Source organism: Clostridium aceticum (genome assembly GCF_001042715.1).
GTDB lineage: Bacteria > Bacillota > Clostridia > Peptostreptococcales > Natronincolaceae > Andreesenella > Andreesenella acetica.
Genome location: NZ_CP009687.1, coordinates 1,765,243 through 1,779,983 on the forward strand (window position 1 = coordinate 1,765,243; position 14,741 = coordinate 1,779,983).

Consider the following 14,741-nt stretch of genomic DNA (forward strand, 5'->3'; position numbering starts at 1 on the left):
ATGATGAAAAAATCTATTTAAGGAGATGATGATATGACAGAATTTTGGGAATCGAGCTTTATAGAAAAACAAACAATGTGGGGATTTGAACCTTCAAATTTTGCAATTTTCACAAAGAATTTTTTCCTTGAAAAGAAAGTTAAGGACATATTGATACCGGGTATGGGATACGGAAGAAATGCAAAGGTGTTTATCGAAAACGGAATTAATGTAACGGGCATTGAAATTTCAAAAACAGCCATTGATTTGGCAAGAAAAAGCGGGCTTGATGATATTAGTATCTATCATGGTTCAGTAACTGATATGCCCTTTGACAACAAACTTTATGACGGCATATTTTGTTATGCACTTATCCACTTATTGAACCATCATGAGAGAAAGAAATTTATTAAAGATTGTTATAATCAATTAAGACCAAATGGATATATGATTTTTACAACTATTTCAAAAAAAGCTCCAATGTTTGGCCAAGGGAAACAACTAAGTAAAGATCGATTCGAGAGAATAAAAGGAGTAAAAATGTTCTTTTATGATTCTGATTCAATAAAGCAAGAATTTGGAAAGTATGGGCTGATAGAAGTTTCAGAAATTGATGAGTCAGATAGTAAAATAGATAATAAACCTCCATTAAATTTCATGGTTATTAAATGTAAAAAAGTGAACTTTGCATAACTAAGGGTATATTTTAGTTTGAGGTAAAGGGATAAGGAGGAAATAATGATCTATTTAAGTACATTTACATTTCCAAATGAAGATATGGAATTTGATTTTTTAATAGAAGAAAAGAGAACATGCTATGATACGTTTTATCCATTCAAAGGATTATCAAAACATAATTTCGCAAGAATTGATTTTGAGCCAATTACAATCTTATATGGTGGAAATGGTTCAGGAAAATCAACAGCATTGAATGTAATAGCAGAAAAAACAAAGATTCTTCGAGACTCTATCTACAATAAATCTAATTTCTATTCCGATTATGTTAATATGTGTGGGATGCAGATTGAAGATGACATTCCTGAAAATAGCAGAATCATAACAAGTGATGATGTATTTGATTATATATTGAATATTCGCAACCTCTTATGAATTTTTCGAAAAATACAAAAAAGAATTTTCCAGCTGTCTATCATCGGATGTTTAATGAAATGGGTTAGTGAATATGATATAGGATAATAGAAGTAAATTGCATAAAAGCATTACAAAAAGACATCTGTTTAAGGACAGATGTCTTTAATATTGACATAAGAAAATAAAAGTGATACACTAAAACAGATATTTGTCACTTTTATAATTTAAATTATAATTACCCTATATTAATTATATACCTTTAGAAAAACAATGTCAAGAGGGTTTTAAAATTTTTTTACTAATTATTAAAAAGGAGCGTATATGCTATGAGTATGAGAGACGTTGAATGGATCACCGAAAATGAATGGCTACAGGAGGTGCTTAAAGAGGTTCGAAAACAACTTGATGAAAATCGTGATTCTAAAGAAAGTTTTAAAAAAGACTACATCGAAACACAAAGAGAGATGTGGCAGGATATAGGTTCTGTTTCCATAAGCAATGGTCTAGACCAAGTTGTAGATTTTATGCAGTTTATCAATACCATGAAAACGCAGAAGAGAGGTCATGAACTCACTAGAAAACTTGAGGAAAAATACGAGAAAATGCTTGTATCACCCTATTTTGCAAGAATGGATTTTCTGGAGAATGGTGGGGAGAAAGTTGAAAAGTGTTATATTGGAGTTTCAAATCTTATGAATGATGATTTTGATTTTCTCATATACGATTGGCGAGCACCGATTTCAAGCATGTTTTATGACTATGAAATTGGGGAAGTCAGTTATGAATGCCCTGAAGGAATCGTTGATGGAAAATTAACGTTAAAAAGGCAGTATAAAACTAATAATGGTAAAATCCAGTATATGTTTGACAGCAGTCTTAATATAGACGATGAAGTGTTACAGGATATCTTGAGTAAAAGCACAGATAATAAGATGAAGGCAATCGTAACAACTATTCAAAGAGAGCAGAATAAAGTTATTCGTAATGAGGAGTATAAAAACCTGATTGTCCAAGGCCCCGCTGGAAGCGGGAAAACCTCTGTTGCTCTTCATAGAATTGCCTATCTCTTATATAAACATAGAGATAAAATAAAACCTCAAAATATAGTAATATTCTCTCCGAATGATATTTTTAATGATTATATCTCTAATGTACTACCACAGCTTGGGGAAGACAATATGTATCAGACTACATTTAAGGAATATATGCATAAAGCGTTAGGGAAAGAGTTTATAAAGGAAAGCTATTACCAAATGATGGAGTACATTCTTACATCTAAGAAAGAAGATATCTATCAAAAAAGAATCACAAACATTAAATTTAAGTCCTCTGTAGAATTTATAGATATGTTAAAACGATACACTTTCTACCTAGAAAAAAAGGACAGAAATTTTACAGATATTATTATTCAAGACAAGTTAATAATCTCATCTGAAGATATAAAACAATTATTCTTTAAAGATTATGTTCAACTGCCACTGAAGAGGAGGCTCCAAAAAATAAAAGATAGAATTTTGTTTCTCGTAGAGTCATATAAAAAGGAACGGATAAAAGAAGTTGCTAGTGAACTCAATAATACAGGTTCTTATATAGATAAAGTAGAAATTAAAGAGATTAGTGTAGCTACTGTAAGAAACGAAATGAAGGATATATACAATGAAATCAATAGAATAACAGCGTTTAATTTGATGGATATTTATAAAAATCTGTTTGAAAAGCTTGAGGTTTTTTCTACTGGTTCAAATGCTAAATACTGTGAGGCTAAAATTAGTGAAATCAAAAGCTATACTATTGAAAATCTGAAGGCTGGAGTGCTTAATTATGAGGATCAGCCACCCCTTTTATATTTAAAGGGTGTAATGGGAGACCTTCCTGAAACCGCAGAAATAAAATACGTTATTATTGATGAAGCTCAGGATTACACACCATTGCAGTATGAGATTTTTTATCAGCTCTTTAAGTCTGCTAGTATGACTATGCTAGGCGATTTACACCAATCCATTAATCCGTTTATGAATGTAGGAGATTATAGCAACATATCTCATGTATTTCCTAAAGAAAACACATGTATAATAAATCTAACTAAAAGCTACAGGTCCACAATGGAAATTACTAAGTTTTCAAGAAGATTGCTTAATAAGGAAGTTACTGATGAATTCGTAGAAAGAAGAGGAGATGAGCCTTTGCTTCTTAGCTTTCCAGATGAAGGAGCTATAAAAGTAAGACTTCTTGAGGATATAAAAAGATATGAGGATAAAGGATATAAATCAATTGGTATCATAACAAGGACTGTAAAGGAAGCAAAGAAGGTATATAGTTTCCTAAAAGACAAGGTTGATGTTAAAGCAATACTCAATGATGAAGATGGATATGTGAATGGTAACTTGGTGATACCGGCTTACCTAGCTAAAGGGTTAGAGTTTGATGTGGTGCTTATATATAATGTAGGAGATGAAAACTACGCTTGTGAGGAAGAACGACTGCTTCTTTATACAGCCTTTACCAGAGCGCTTCATGTTTTAAGCATATATTATTCAGGGGAGATCACACCATTGCTGAAGGAAGCTATATGTTGACAATTCTACCTCTTTGATGATTGTGCTTAAATACAACAAAAGACAAAAAAATGATATAAATTACAACAAAATACAATGAATTAATTGACCATAGCATGGAAATTAATTATAATTTGGTAATAAGTTATTAAGAAAGGATTACATGATATGGAAAACAAATTTTATACAATTGACCAAATTGCAAAACTGTTAGGCATGCATCATAAAACTATTAGAAAATTTATAGCGGAAGGTAGCCTTGGAGCAAGTAAAGTTGGAAAACAGTGGAGAATTTCAGAACATGATTTAAACGTTTTTATGGAAAAAAACAATGTTAAAATAGGTAATGAAAAAGTAGATAAGAGGCTAGAGGTGGATTACTCTACTGTGGGGGAAGAAGTAGAGGCTATACAAAAGCGGATGCATGTATCATCGGTAATCGACATCAATGAAATCCAAAAAGATGAATATATAAGAATATCAAACACACTTATAGCAATAGCCAATTGTAAAGAGCCAGGGATTGGTAAATCCACAATTCAAGTAAAATATGATGAGAAAGATAAAAGGCTAAGAATTATTTTGTGGGGTACCGTAAAGTTTATTGAAGGTATGTTAAGTTCAATTTCAATGCTTGTTGAATAAATGGATATAATGAAGAAAATTCATATAAAAGTATTAACTATATTAGACATGGAGGCTTGTTTATTATGGTATGGAGGGAAGAAACATGGCCTATAAAGTAAAGCGCTATGCCGATACTCAAATGGTAGAAATTCCAAGGGGAGAGATCGTGTTAAGAGACGATAGAATAAAATATAAGTGGAAAGTCGAAATAAAACCTTTTTTTCTCGCCAAGTATCCTGTCACCCAGGAGCTTTATTATGATATAACCCAAAAGGCACCTTCCTCTTTTAGAGGAAAGCAAAATCCTGTTGAGAATATCTCTTGGTACGATGCTATTTACTTATGTAATTTACTATCCCAGAGAGAGGGATTAAAAGAATGTTACATTATAGGTAGTAATGGTGAAGATGTTACATGTGATTGGGAATCGCATGGTTATCGCCTACCTACTGAAGCAGAGTGGGAATACGCATGTAGAGCAGGAACTACAGAGGTTAGATATGGAAAACTTGATAAGATTGCTTGGTATAATGAAAATTCAAGTGGAAAAACCCACGAAGTAGGAAAAAAAGAACCGAATGCATGGGGGCTGTATGACATGTTGGGTAATGTATGGGAGTGGTGTTGGGATGTATATGATGAAAAAGTATATGGGGCCTATAGGATTTTTCGTGGTGGCGGATGGTCTGATCCAGCCAGAGGTTGTCTTGCTTCGAATCGCCGCCGCAGTCATCCGACCTTTTTCATCGATGATCTAGGACTGCGTCTCGCAAAATCCTTTAAAGAAGTTTCAAGTTTACTGCTAGTAAAATGAGTTCAAGAACAATTATATAATTTAAAAGAATAATCATTCATTGGAGGACTATCATGAAAATTGAAAAAATGAAAGAAAATGACATAGAAATCGCCATTGTAAGTAGTAGCGAAATACTCATCACTAATGTTCAGTCTGCACTAGATTTTATTGCAACAGTAAACTATGAGACTGGCTGCGATTCAATAATTTTAAATAAATCAGCAATATGTGAGGACTTTTTCAACTTAAAAACAGGACTTGCAGGAGAAATCTTGCAAAAGTTCATTAATTATCGTGTGAAAATAGCCATAGTCGGGGACTTTTCTATATATTCAAGCAAGAGCTTAAGAGATTTTATTTATGAGAGTAACAAGGGAAAAGATTTGTTTTTCTTAGTAGATGAAAAAGAGGCTATTGAAAAATTGATCCTAGTTAATTCACCATATAGATAAAGAACAGTTTTACTATAGTACAAGTCAGGTAAATATAAATTTGAGGAAGGTGCACCTCATCGCCCTCGCTTGATAAACATAATAAAAGTGATGTATATTTCAAAAACATTAATATGGATAGGCTGACAGAAGTTTCAGAAATTAATGAGTCGGATAGTAAAATAGATAATAAACCTCCATTGAATTTTATGGTTATTAAATGCAAAAAATGAATTTTGCATAACTAAGGGTATATTTTAGTTAGAGGTAAAGGGATAAGGAGGGACTCATGGTGTATTTAAGTGCTTTTATATTTTCAAATGATGATATGGAATTTGATTTTTTAAATAGAAGAAAAAAACATACAAATGGCAAAATCATAACAAGTGATGATGTGTTTGATTATATATTGAATATTCGTAACCTCAATGAAGGAAATGAATGCCTCTAATAAGGTGTTTTTTTACTTAGAAAGATCGCTGTTATTTATGGTATGATGAACCGTACCATAAATGACTGCGGTTTTTGATAGAAGTATTGAATAAACTGGTATCCAAAAGAGTTTGGATACTTGTTATTTAGTTAATAACTGATATGACGTAAGGAAAACAAGGAGCTTCTCCGCTTGTCTAAATCTGAGACGGAATATTAATTATTGTAAATGTAAATAATCTCCATATCAAACAAAACGTAGGGTATGAAAATGAAACAGCCAAAAATATTCTCGTGGATAAGGGAATAGAATAGGTTAGTCTGCTGATGCAGGATTAGGGAAAATGGGATAAAAAATACTCATCTATCCTATAGTTTTTTGATTTTCATTTGTTTATAATAAAGAAGTATATAGATACGGAGGGTTATCAATGAATATGAATATCTTTATTATTGAGGATGACGCTCTTCTCCTAGAGGCACTTAGAGAAGGGTTAAGTCAGTGGTCATATGGGGTGAGTAATCCAAATGATTTCTCTCATGTGATGGATGCCTTTGTAGAGCATCGCCCTCACCTAGTGATTATTGATATACAGCTTCCAAAGTTTGATGGATTTCATTGGTGTAGAGAAATACGTGCAGTGTCCAAAGTTCCTATTATCTTTCTTTCATCAAGAGATCATCCGATGGATATGGTGATGGCCATGAACTTAGGGGCGGACGATTACGTTCAGAAGCCTTTTCATATGGATGTACTTCTCGCCAAGGTTCAGGCGATTCTTCGTCGAACGTATACGTATGAAGAAGCATCCTCCGATGTAATTGAGTGGAATCAAGCGCTTATTGATTTGAAAAGTGGCAGAATCTATAAGGATGGGAAAACCATTGACCTGACAAAAAATGAATTTTTTATTCTTTCGGTTTTAGTTAGATCAAATAATAAGATCATCTCACGTCATGAACTGATGAAAATGCTCTGGGATGATGATCAATATATTAATGACAATACGCTGACTACCAACATCAAAAGATTACGGCAACAACTTTCTTCTCTCAATTTAGCCGAAGGAATTGTGACAAAAAAAGGTCTTGGATATATGGCCGTTACGCTTTAGGAGGCTTCACATTGTTTATAGCTTATCTCGTTTATAAAAAAAGTTGGATTGGCTTAATTGGGTTACTGCTTCTACTTACCAACGCTTTGATACAATTTGACGCTGGTATTGTTGTGGAGCCTCAATCTCTCATCTATTTAAATTTTTTGTTTATAATTATCTGTGTTAGTTTTTTTATTTGGAGGTACAAAAAGGAAACCGCCTATTATAAGTCTCTGCTGACCCTTTCTAACGGTGTGGGAGATGACTGGTTTGAAAGCACTCCTTCTCCTCATAGTCCTTTTCCGGAGAGCATTGTGTATACACTTTTACAAACAATTCATGAGCATGAGCAAAACAAACGTCGTGAGGATCACTCCTCTCAACAAATGGACCATAATGATCTTGCATCATGGGTTCATGAAATGAAAACGCCCCTTACAGCGATGAAGATAACCATTGATGCTCATCGTTCTAATGAGTTAGCTCAAAGGCTAAATGCGCCCTGGTTGAGGATGCACTTATTAATTGACCGACAGCTTTATATTTCGCGATTAGCTAACTTAGACTCAGACTTACTCCCAGAAAAGCTACAAGTGCAAGATTTGATAAGAGAAGAGGTTCGTGAGCTATCAACATGGTGTATGGAAAAAAATATATCCATTGATTTGACGGGGAACACCGCGTCTACCGTGTACACTGATAAAAAGTGGTGCGGGTTTGTGATGAGACAAATTTTAACGAATGCGATTAAGTACAGTTCAACAGATGGAAATGTATTCATTCACATTGGTCTCCATGAAAATGAATTCGTCATCGTAACGATTAAAGATGAAGGGCCTGGTATTCAAGCACATGACCTGCCACGTATATTTGATAAAGGCTTCACTGGAGAAAATGGGAGGGTACAGCACTCAGCCACTGGAATGGGACTTTATCTTGCAGAAGAAATAAGTAAGAAGTTACATATTCGACTTGAGGTTGATTCAGCCGTTGGCGAAGGTACATCTATTTCGATGATATTCTCTAGTAATAATCCATTTGAACGCATTAGACGATCATTACTATAAGATAGGCATTAATGAAGTAGTTAGGATATTTACTGCCTGACTGCTTTTTATTTGGCAAGGTGACGAAAATATCACATTTGGACTCATTTTATCACCTAAAGCTTACGACCTAGAGCCACAAAAGAATTATACTGTATATAGAACAACTTGATTGGAGTGAATGAGATGAAAAATCAAAGGACACAGAAGACAGTTTTAATTGCTGAGGGAGTACGTAAGTCTTATGGTTTAAGGGGAAATGCTCAACAGGTGTTACAAGGAATCGACCTTCGAGTGATAGAGGGTGAGTTTGTTGGAATTATGGGACCTTCAGGCTCAGGCAAGACAACTCTTCTCAATACATTAGCTACTATTGACCGTGCCACAGATGGACAAATTTTTATAAAAGAGCACGAGATATCCAAAATGAAGGATAGTCAGCTTTCAAGAATTCGTCGTCAACATTTAGGCTTTATCTTTCAGGATTACAATTTGCTTGATACATTAACGGTAAAAGAAAACATACTGTTACCAGTTTCTTTAACAAAAACAAGCAAAAAGCAGGCTGAAACGGAGTTTAATGCAATCACAGAGATATTAGGAATCAAGTCGTTAGCAAATAAGTACCCTTCTGAGATTTCAGGAGGTGAAAAGCAACGGACCTCTGCAGCACGAGCGTTAATTCATTCGCCCTCCATTGTTTTTGCTGATGAGCCTACTGGTGCCCTTGATTCAAAAGCAGCCTCCAACTTATTAGAAAATTTACATGAGATTAACCAAGGACGACAAGTCACTATTGTTATGGTTACACATGACCCATTAGCATCTAGTTACTGTAGCCGTGTGGTCTTTCTAAAGGATGGAAGGATTTTTTCTGAATTGTACCGGGGAGAGAAAACGAGAGAATCCTTCTTTAAGGACATTCTTGATATGCAAGCCGTTCTTGGAGGGGGAACCCAGAAATGACTATAAAGAAATTAGTAATCCGCAGCATGGGAAAAAACATCAAAATGTATTATCTCTATTTTTTCTCCATGATTTTCAGCATAAGTTTGTATTTTATCTTTTCTACCCTACAAAATGATCAAACCATTGTTAACATGAGTAAAACTAGCATGAACTTCTCAGCGAGCTTTCAAGTCGCTGGAATATTACTCACTTTCATTACCATTGTGTTTACGATGTACGCTACGAGCATATTTATTAGAAGACGTAGTCAAGAAATCGGATTGTATCAGCTAATTGGCTTGTCTAAGGCTTGGGTCGCTCGGGTACTGATCTTGGAACACACTATCCTTGGTCTAGGAGCTTTACTTATCGGTATGCTCGTTGGAACTTTACTCTCGCGACTCTTTATTTTAATGTTTATGAACCTGATAGGTCTTGAAGCTATGATTGGCTTAACTTTCTCCAGCCAAGCAGTCATCCAAACAATTGCTGTTTTTACTTGTTTAATTGCTGTTACATCCTTACAAATTATACTGAAGGTTTATCGCAGTACATTACTACAATTGTTTCAAGCAAATAATCAAAATGATTACTTTGTCAAGCGTCCAAGTATCCTTTCAAGCATTTTAGGGTTAGCAGGATTAAGTCTAATAGGGTTTGGGTATTATGTGTCTACTTTTATTGTAGACCATGCAGACTTGCTGATGTTTCTTATGTTATTAGTTCTCGCCAGTACCATACTGGGAACCTATTTAGTCTTCCATACGACAATAAGCTGGATACTATATGTTTTCCGAAAAAAGCAAAATGGAAATCTCGGCTTGTATAATAGCCTGTCGGTAGCACCATTAATGCACAGAATGAAGGGTCACGCCAATTCCTTAACCTTAATCACTGTATTGTCTGCCGCAACGATTACGATGATTTCACTTTCATATTCCTTATATTATTCAACGGAAAACGATGTGAGACTGGCGATGCCTTTTGATTTTGCAGTTGAAAATATGCAGGATGAAGCTGCTATCATATCAAGTAGGTTAGAAGAGGAGCAGATTGAATTTTATCATTATCAACTAGATGCCATACGATTTAATGGCACATGGGTGGAACAGGGTCCAAATGTAGATAATCGTCATAGAAGGTTTATGCTTTTTTCAGCAGAGCAGATGGCCCAGGCTGGATTAGATGTTGAGAGTCCCCAAGATGATGAAGCAATCTATTATAATACACGAGCCATTATAGAAGGAATGGATACTTCATTTCCAAAAGACGTGCAGTACGCATCAAAGGATGAAGTAAATCAACTAACAGTCTCCAAGTTTAGGATTGAAAATGTGATGAATTACAGATTCTATGGCCAACAATTACTTGTTTCTGAAGAAACCTTCCAGAGAATGAGAGACAGCATTCAGGATGATGAGTATAAAGAATTTTTGACTTTTGAGGTGTTTCAATTATTGGATACTGAGAAATCTGATATGGCCTCTGACATCTTTCTAACAAGTCTGGATAGTGATCTGTATATCACTGACTTTTATTCCGCATACGAGGGATCGCGTCAAACCTTTGGGCTCCTCATTTTCATCGCCGGCATTTTAGGCTTTGTGTTTATCCTTTCAACGGGAAGTATTTTGTACTTTAAACAAATGACAGAGGCCGAACAAGAAAAAACCCATTATCGGATACTGCGACAACTCGGATTTCAAGTAAAGGATATTATGAAAGGCATCGTCCGTAAGCAGCTCTTTGTTTATTTAATTCCTCTGGGAATTGGGTTAATTCACGCTGCTTTTGCGCTTAACGTAGGTTCTATTCTCATGGCCGCAAGCATGCTCACCCCAATCATCATTAGTATGGTAGCGTATATTGTCATCTATTTGATGTTTGCCGCATTTACCATTCGGTATTACAAAAACATCGTTATAAATGCTCTATAGAAAGGAGGGAAAGTTATGAAAAAGATATTATTTTCTTGTCTTGTTGTAGTCGTTGTCATTGCTAGCATATACCTTTTATTTCCCGAGCCATTCGATCGTTTTAATCCATTGATTGAACAGGAATATGTATATGTTGAAGTTCAAAATGAACCTACAGATGATAACGGAAGATATAAATATAGGGAGCAGGGTGTCACCGAAAGCGGAGAGACGAAACGAGTGGTATTCACCACTAGTATTAGACTCGATCAAGGCACACTTTTAAAAGTACTCGCCAAAGCTACCTACACAGAAGAATATAAACTTATAAATGAGGATGAAATGCCATAAAGTTAAACATTAATGGCGATGTAATTGGTTTTATTGCTGATACAGGGTTAACTTTTTATATTAAGTATGTCAGCCTTTTCATCGTGGGAGGATGTATTTTGTGATACGATGATTAATATGAGGGTGCCAAAAGTATTTGCTTATATGCAAAAGCCTTTTATGAAGCTTCATACAACACTTAAATACGGTTTCGAATCATTCTATATAAGCCCTAAAGTACAGATAAAAAATTCAGGCGAAAGACCTGTAATGATTATGCATTCTAGCGAAGATCCAGAAGTACCCTTTTCTAATTTTGAAAGAATTATAAAAAATGCACCTGAACATGCTGAAATTTGGATCAGAGAAGGATATCATCATTTTATTGTAGAAAGGGATAACCTTTTAAATCCGGAAAATGATAAAGCGTACTCAGAAAGAATCCTTCATTTTTTAAACAGCCACTTTGGCAATTGAGTTAAATGTGAGAATCAGTTGCTTTCACTTACCTTTACACATAGAAAAACCGCAGTTACACCGATACAATGAACCGCACCATAAGTAATTGCGGTTTTAAGATTATACAATTTCAGATAATACATGGAAGACATATCTGATTTTAAACTACATTATAATCTTTAATAATATAGTAACAGTAATTAACGAAAGTAATGTAGTTACAGATACAACAACAGCTGCATATTCTTTCTTTTTATCAAAGCTTTCTGCTAGTATTGAGGTCATAGCGGAAGCCGGCATAGCGGACATAATAACTACCGTATTTATAGCCTTAGATGAATCCCCTATTAACAATGAGATTAAGTATATAATAGCAGGTATAATAATTAGTTTAGTAGCTACTCCATAATATATTGTCCAATCTCTTAAATACTTTTTTATTTTTACGTCTGCCAGTATGACGCCAATAATGATCATGGATAATGGACCTGTGATATTGCCGATGGCCTCTACGCTAGATATTAAGGCACCTGGTAATTGAATATCAAATATCATGATCATAATGCCTACACAAACTGCTATGATAGATGGATTTAGAAGGATTTTTTTTAGTTCTTCCTTTAATTCCTTTTTGTCAAAATTACCTTTAAATAATATAAGACCATATGTCCACACTAGTATAACGAAAAACATATTAAATATAGATCCGTATATAACCCCCTCTGCACCATATATAGAATTCAGGATTGGAAATCCCACGTAGCCTGTATTCACAAAGACATTGGCAAAATGCAGGATTATTTTCCTATCACTTTTTACTGGCAACAAGAGCAAGTGTGAAATAAGGATCATCAGTATATAAGCTAAAATACAGTAGTAAAATGTTTTTATAACATTAGATTTAATAGTAGGATCATAGGTATAAATGAAAGAAGAAACAATCATAAAGGGCAGGGCTATTTGTATAAGAATATCTACTAATTTTTTGTTGGTTTCTGCAGTAATGATCTTTTTCTTACTGCCATAAACTCCTACTAATATAATAATGAACAAAGAAATAACACTTTCTATAATAACGGATACCTCCAAGAGGATACCCCCCTCTTATTTAGATATTAAACATTTTATGTTGTAGGGTCTTTTATGTTACAAAATAATGTAACTTCTTGACATGTTTGCTAGAGGGTTTATTTTCACTATGTTTGTTAAGTAGCTGGTATTTATAATGCATAGGGAATAATTAGGTGAAGGATAGCTATGGAAAAGTAAAGAAGGGTTGCTGTTTTCTAAAAGACTGCACAATGTACAATGTATACATGCACTGAGTTGATAATATCTATTTGATTTTCCTTAAAATCTTTGATACAATTTTATCAAACAAAATATTCCATTTTTTCTGAGGTGCAAATCCTATATTTTCACCAAGGAAGCTTTTTTTAAATCTGAACTAAAGGGCTGATCAGGCCTGAGGGGAGGGGAAAGAAAAACACTATAATATAATTATGTCTACCTTGGTTAAGTAAGTCCTTTTCTTCTATAAGAAGAAAAGGACTGTTTTTGTTAAATTTCTCACTTTGAAATTTAAATTAATAATAAGGAAGATAGGTGAAAAAATGAATTTTCCTCATGAGAAGATTTATCGTACTGAAAAAGACTTTCTAGGAGAAATATCAATTCTACAGGATGCTTACTATGGAATCCATACCCAAAGGGCAGTAGAAAACTTTTCAATAAGCAATAGAAGTACCAATATCCACTTAATTCACGCTATTGTAGAAGTGAAAAAAGCTGCGACTATGGCACATTTAAAGCTGGGAAGTCTTTCTTCAGACATAGGTAATGCTATTATCATAGCTTGTAATGAAGTATTACAAGGTGCTCTTTCAGATCAATTTATTCTAGACCCCCTTCAAGGGGGAGCCGGTACTTCGAGCCATATGAATGTTAATGAGGTATTAACAAACCGAGCACTGGAATTATTAGGTCATGAAAAAGGTAATTATGAAGTAATACATCCCCTCCATCATACTAATTTCTCACAATCTACCAATGATGTATACCCAACTGCCTTGAGAATTGCAGCTATTCGTTTATTACGTCCCCTTAGTGAAGCATGTGCAGAATTGCAGAATAGTTTACAACTAAAAGAAAATCAATATGAGCATATTATTAAACTTGGTCGTACACAGCTAATGGATGCTTTACCTATGATGGCTGGTCAAAGTTTTGGTGCTTATGCTCAAGCCGTAGCTAGAGATCGATGGCGACTTTATAAAGTAGAAGAAAGATTGAGACAAATTAATATCGGTGGTACTGCCATAGGAACAGGAATGAATGCTAGTTTAAAGTACATATACACCATCACAGACATTTTGCAGGATACAACGAAGTTGGGGCTTGCACGTAGCGAATTTCCTATGGATATTACGCAAAACATGGATGTGTTTGTGGAGGTTTCAGGCCTTTTAAAATCTGCTGCAACCAATCTTTTTAAAATTGCCAGTGATCTAAGATTGTTAAATTCCGGCCCTAAGGGTGGGATAGGGGAAATTACTTTGCCCTCTGTACAGATAGGCTCCTCCATTATGTCTGGCAAAGTAAACCCTGTTATAGCAGAAATGGTATGCCAAATGGCTATGAAGGTTATGGCCAATGATTATGCCATTACTTTAGCTGCAATGAATGGTCAGCTTGAACTAAATGCTTTTACTCCTCTAATTGCTGATACACTGCTAGAATCTCTAGAAATGATGACAAAGGCTATTCTATTATTTAAGGAAAAGTGTATAGATCATATAGAAATAAACGAAGAAGTATGCAAAAAACATTTATCCGAGTCCTGCGCTATAGCGACTGCATTAGTCTATCATATAGGACATGATTGTGCCTCTCAATTAGTAAAAAAAGCACAGAAGGAGGATAAGGATATTACAGCAGTGTTAAAGGAAGAGAAGCTGATGTCTGAGGAGGAAATAGAAAAGATTTTAAATCCCTACGTAATTACAAAGCCTGGTATTCCAGGAATATAAGGAG

The 14,741-nt window shown here is 34.6% G+C and carries 15 protein-coding genes; 14 read left to right on the forward strand and 1 reads right to left on the reverse strand.

What is annotated here, in order from left to right; genetic code table 11:
• Positions 1-33 precede the first annotated feature (33 nt).
• The 13 genes from CACET_RS08280 to CACET_RS08335 all read left to right on the forward strand — a co-directional run bounded on the left by CACET_RS08280 (position 34) and on the right by CACET_RS08335 (position 11,726).
• A complete protein-coding gene (locus CACET_RS08280) occupies positions 34-672 on the forward strand; it encodes a class I SAM-dependent methyltransferase (protein WP_044823872.1) in 639 nt (212 codons plus the stop codon).
• Between the two features lie 45 nt (positions 673-717).
• On the forward strand, positions 718-1,089 hold the full coding sequence (locus tag CACET_RS08285; protein WP_479722660.1) for a hypothetical protein: 372 nt from the start codon (positions 718-720) through the stop codon (positions 1,087-1,089).
• Positions 1,090-1,397: 308 nt separating this feature from the next.
• Positions 1,398-3,647 (forward strand): RNA polymerase recycling motor HelD, encoded by a 2,250-nt coding sequence (gene helD / locus CACET_RS08290; protein WP_044823873.1) that lies wholly within the window; start codon positions 1,398-1,400, stop codon positions 3,645-3,647.
• A gap of 147 nt (positions 3,648-3,794) precedes the next feature.
• Entirely contained in the window at positions 3,795-4,271 is a 477-nt protein-coding gene (locus tag CACET_RS08295) for a helix-turn-helix domain-containing protein (RefSeq protein ID WP_044823874.1), read from the forward strand.
• A gap of 85 nt (positions 4,272-4,356) precedes the next feature.
• On the forward strand, positions 4,357-5,067 hold the full coding sequence (locus tag CACET_RS08300) for a formylglycine-generating enzyme family protein (protein WP_044823875.1): 711 nt from the start codon (positions 4,357-4,359) through the stop codon (positions 5,065-5,067).
• 53 nt (positions 5,068-5,120) lie between these two features.
• A complete protein-coding gene (locus tag CACET_RS08305; RefSeq protein WP_044823876.1) occupies positions 5,121-5,501 on the forward strand; it encodes a DUF4180 domain-containing protein in 381 nt (126 codons plus the stop codon).
• 271 nt (positions 5,502-5,772) lie between these two features.
• On the forward strand, positions 5,773-5,931 hold the full coding sequence (locus tag CACET_RS20915; RefSeq protein ID WP_242846888.1) for a hypothetical protein: 159 nt from the start codon (positions 5,773-5,775) through the stop codon (positions 5,929-5,931).
• A gap of 412 nt (positions 5,932-6,343) precedes the next feature.
• Positions 6,344-7,027: a response regulator transcription factor gene (locus CACET_RS08310; RefSeq protein WP_044823877.1), complete on the forward strand. Its 684-nt coding sequence runs from the start codon at positions 6,344-6,346 to the stop codon at positions 7,025-7,027.
• 11 nt (positions 7,028-7,038) lie between these two features.
• Positions 7,039-8,076 carry a sensor histidine kinase gene (locus tag CACET_RS08315; RefSeq protein WP_044823878.1) on the forward strand — a complete coding sequence of 346 codons (1,038 nt, stop codon included), beginning with the start codon at positions 7,039-7,041 and terminating at the stop codon, positions 8,074-8,076.
• A 165-nt stretch (positions 8,077-8,241) separates the two neighbouring features.
• Positions 8,242-9,021, forward strand: a complete 780-nt coding sequence (locus CACET_RS08320; RefSeq protein ID WP_044823879.1) for an ABC transporter ATP-binding protein — start codon at positions 8,242-8,244, stop codon at positions 9,019-9,021.
• Complete coding sequence (locus CACET_RS08325; RefSeq protein WP_044823880.1) at positions 9,018-10,940, forward strand: ABC transporter permease; 1,923 nt, start codon at positions 9,018-9,020, stop codon at positions 10,938-10,940. Before CACET_RS08320 ends, CACET_RS08325 begins: the two co-directional genes overlap by 4 nt.
• A gap of 15 nt (positions 10,941-10,955) precedes the next feature.
• A complete protein-coding gene (locus CACET_RS08330) occupies positions 10,956-11,270 on the forward strand; it encodes a YxeA family protein (RefSeq protein ID WP_044823881.1) in 315 nt (104 codons plus the stop codon).
• Between the two features lie 123 nt (positions 11,271-11,393).
• Positions 11,394-11,726: an alpha/beta hydrolase family protein gene (locus tag CACET_RS08335; protein ID WP_158386023.1), complete on the forward strand. Its 333-nt coding sequence runs from the start codon at positions 11,394-11,396 to the stop codon at positions 11,724-11,726.
• A 147-nt stretch (positions 11,727-11,873) separates the two neighbouring features.
• Here the strand turns inward: CACET_RS08335 and CACET_RS08340 are convergent, their stop codons facing one another.
• Positions 11,874-12,797, reverse strand: a complete 924-nt coding sequence (locus tag CACET_RS08340) for an AEC family transporter (RefSeq protein ID WP_044823883.1) — start codon at positions 12,795-12,797, stop codon at positions 11,874-11,876.
• Between the two features lie 485 nt (positions 12,798-13,282).
• Here CACET_RS08340 and CACET_RS08345 point away from each other — a divergent pair, with 485 nt between their 5' ends.
• The gene (locus tag CACET_RS08345) at positions 13,283-14,737 is read left to right on the forward strand and encodes an aspartate ammonia-lyase (protein ID WP_479722661.1); all 1,455 of its coding nucleotides are present in this window, start codon (positions 13,283-13,285) and stop codon (positions 14,735-14,737) included.
• Positions 14,738-14,741: the final 4 nt, after the last annotated feature.

Bases quoted from the DNA above. Each gene is read 5' to 3' on its own strand.
- CACET_RS08280 (WP_044823872.1), top strand. From the start codon at position 34: ATGACAGAATTTTGGGAATCGAGCTTTATAGAAAAACAAACAATGTGG.
- CACET_RS08285 (WP_479722660.1), top strand. From the start codon at position 718: ATGATCTATTTAAGTACATTTACATTTCCAAATGAAGATATGGAATTT.
- helD (WP_044823873.1), top strand. From the start codon at position 1,398: ATGAGTATGAGAGACGTTGAATGGATCACCGAAAATGAATGGCTACAG.
- CACET_RS08295 (WP_044823874.1), top strand. From the start codon at position 3,795: ATGGAAAACAAATTTTATACAATTGACCAAATTGCAAAACTGTTAGGC.
- CACET_RS08300 (WP_044823875.1), top strand. From the start codon at position 4,357: ATGGCCTATAAAGTAAAGCGCTATGCCGATACTCAAATGGTAGAAATT.
- CACET_RS08305 (WP_044823876.1), top strand. From the start codon at position 5,121: ATGAAAATTGAAAAAATGAAAGAAAATGACATAGAAATCGCCATTGTA.
- CACET_RS08310 (WP_044823877.1), top strand. From the start codon at position 6,344: ATGAATATGAATATCTTTATTATTGAGGATGACGCTCTTCTCCTAGAG.
- CACET_RS08320 (WP_044823879.1), top strand. From the start codon at position 8,242: ATGAAAAATCAAAGGACACAGAAGACAGTTTTAATTGCTGAGGGAGTA.
- CACET_RS08325 (WP_044823880.1), top strand. From the start codon at position 9,018: ATGACTATAAAGAAATTAGTAATCCGCAGCATGGGAAAAAACATCAAA.
- CACET_RS08330 (WP_044823881.1), top strand. From the start codon at position 10,956: ATGAAAAAGATATTATTTTCTTGTCTTGTTGTAGTCGTTGTCATTGCT.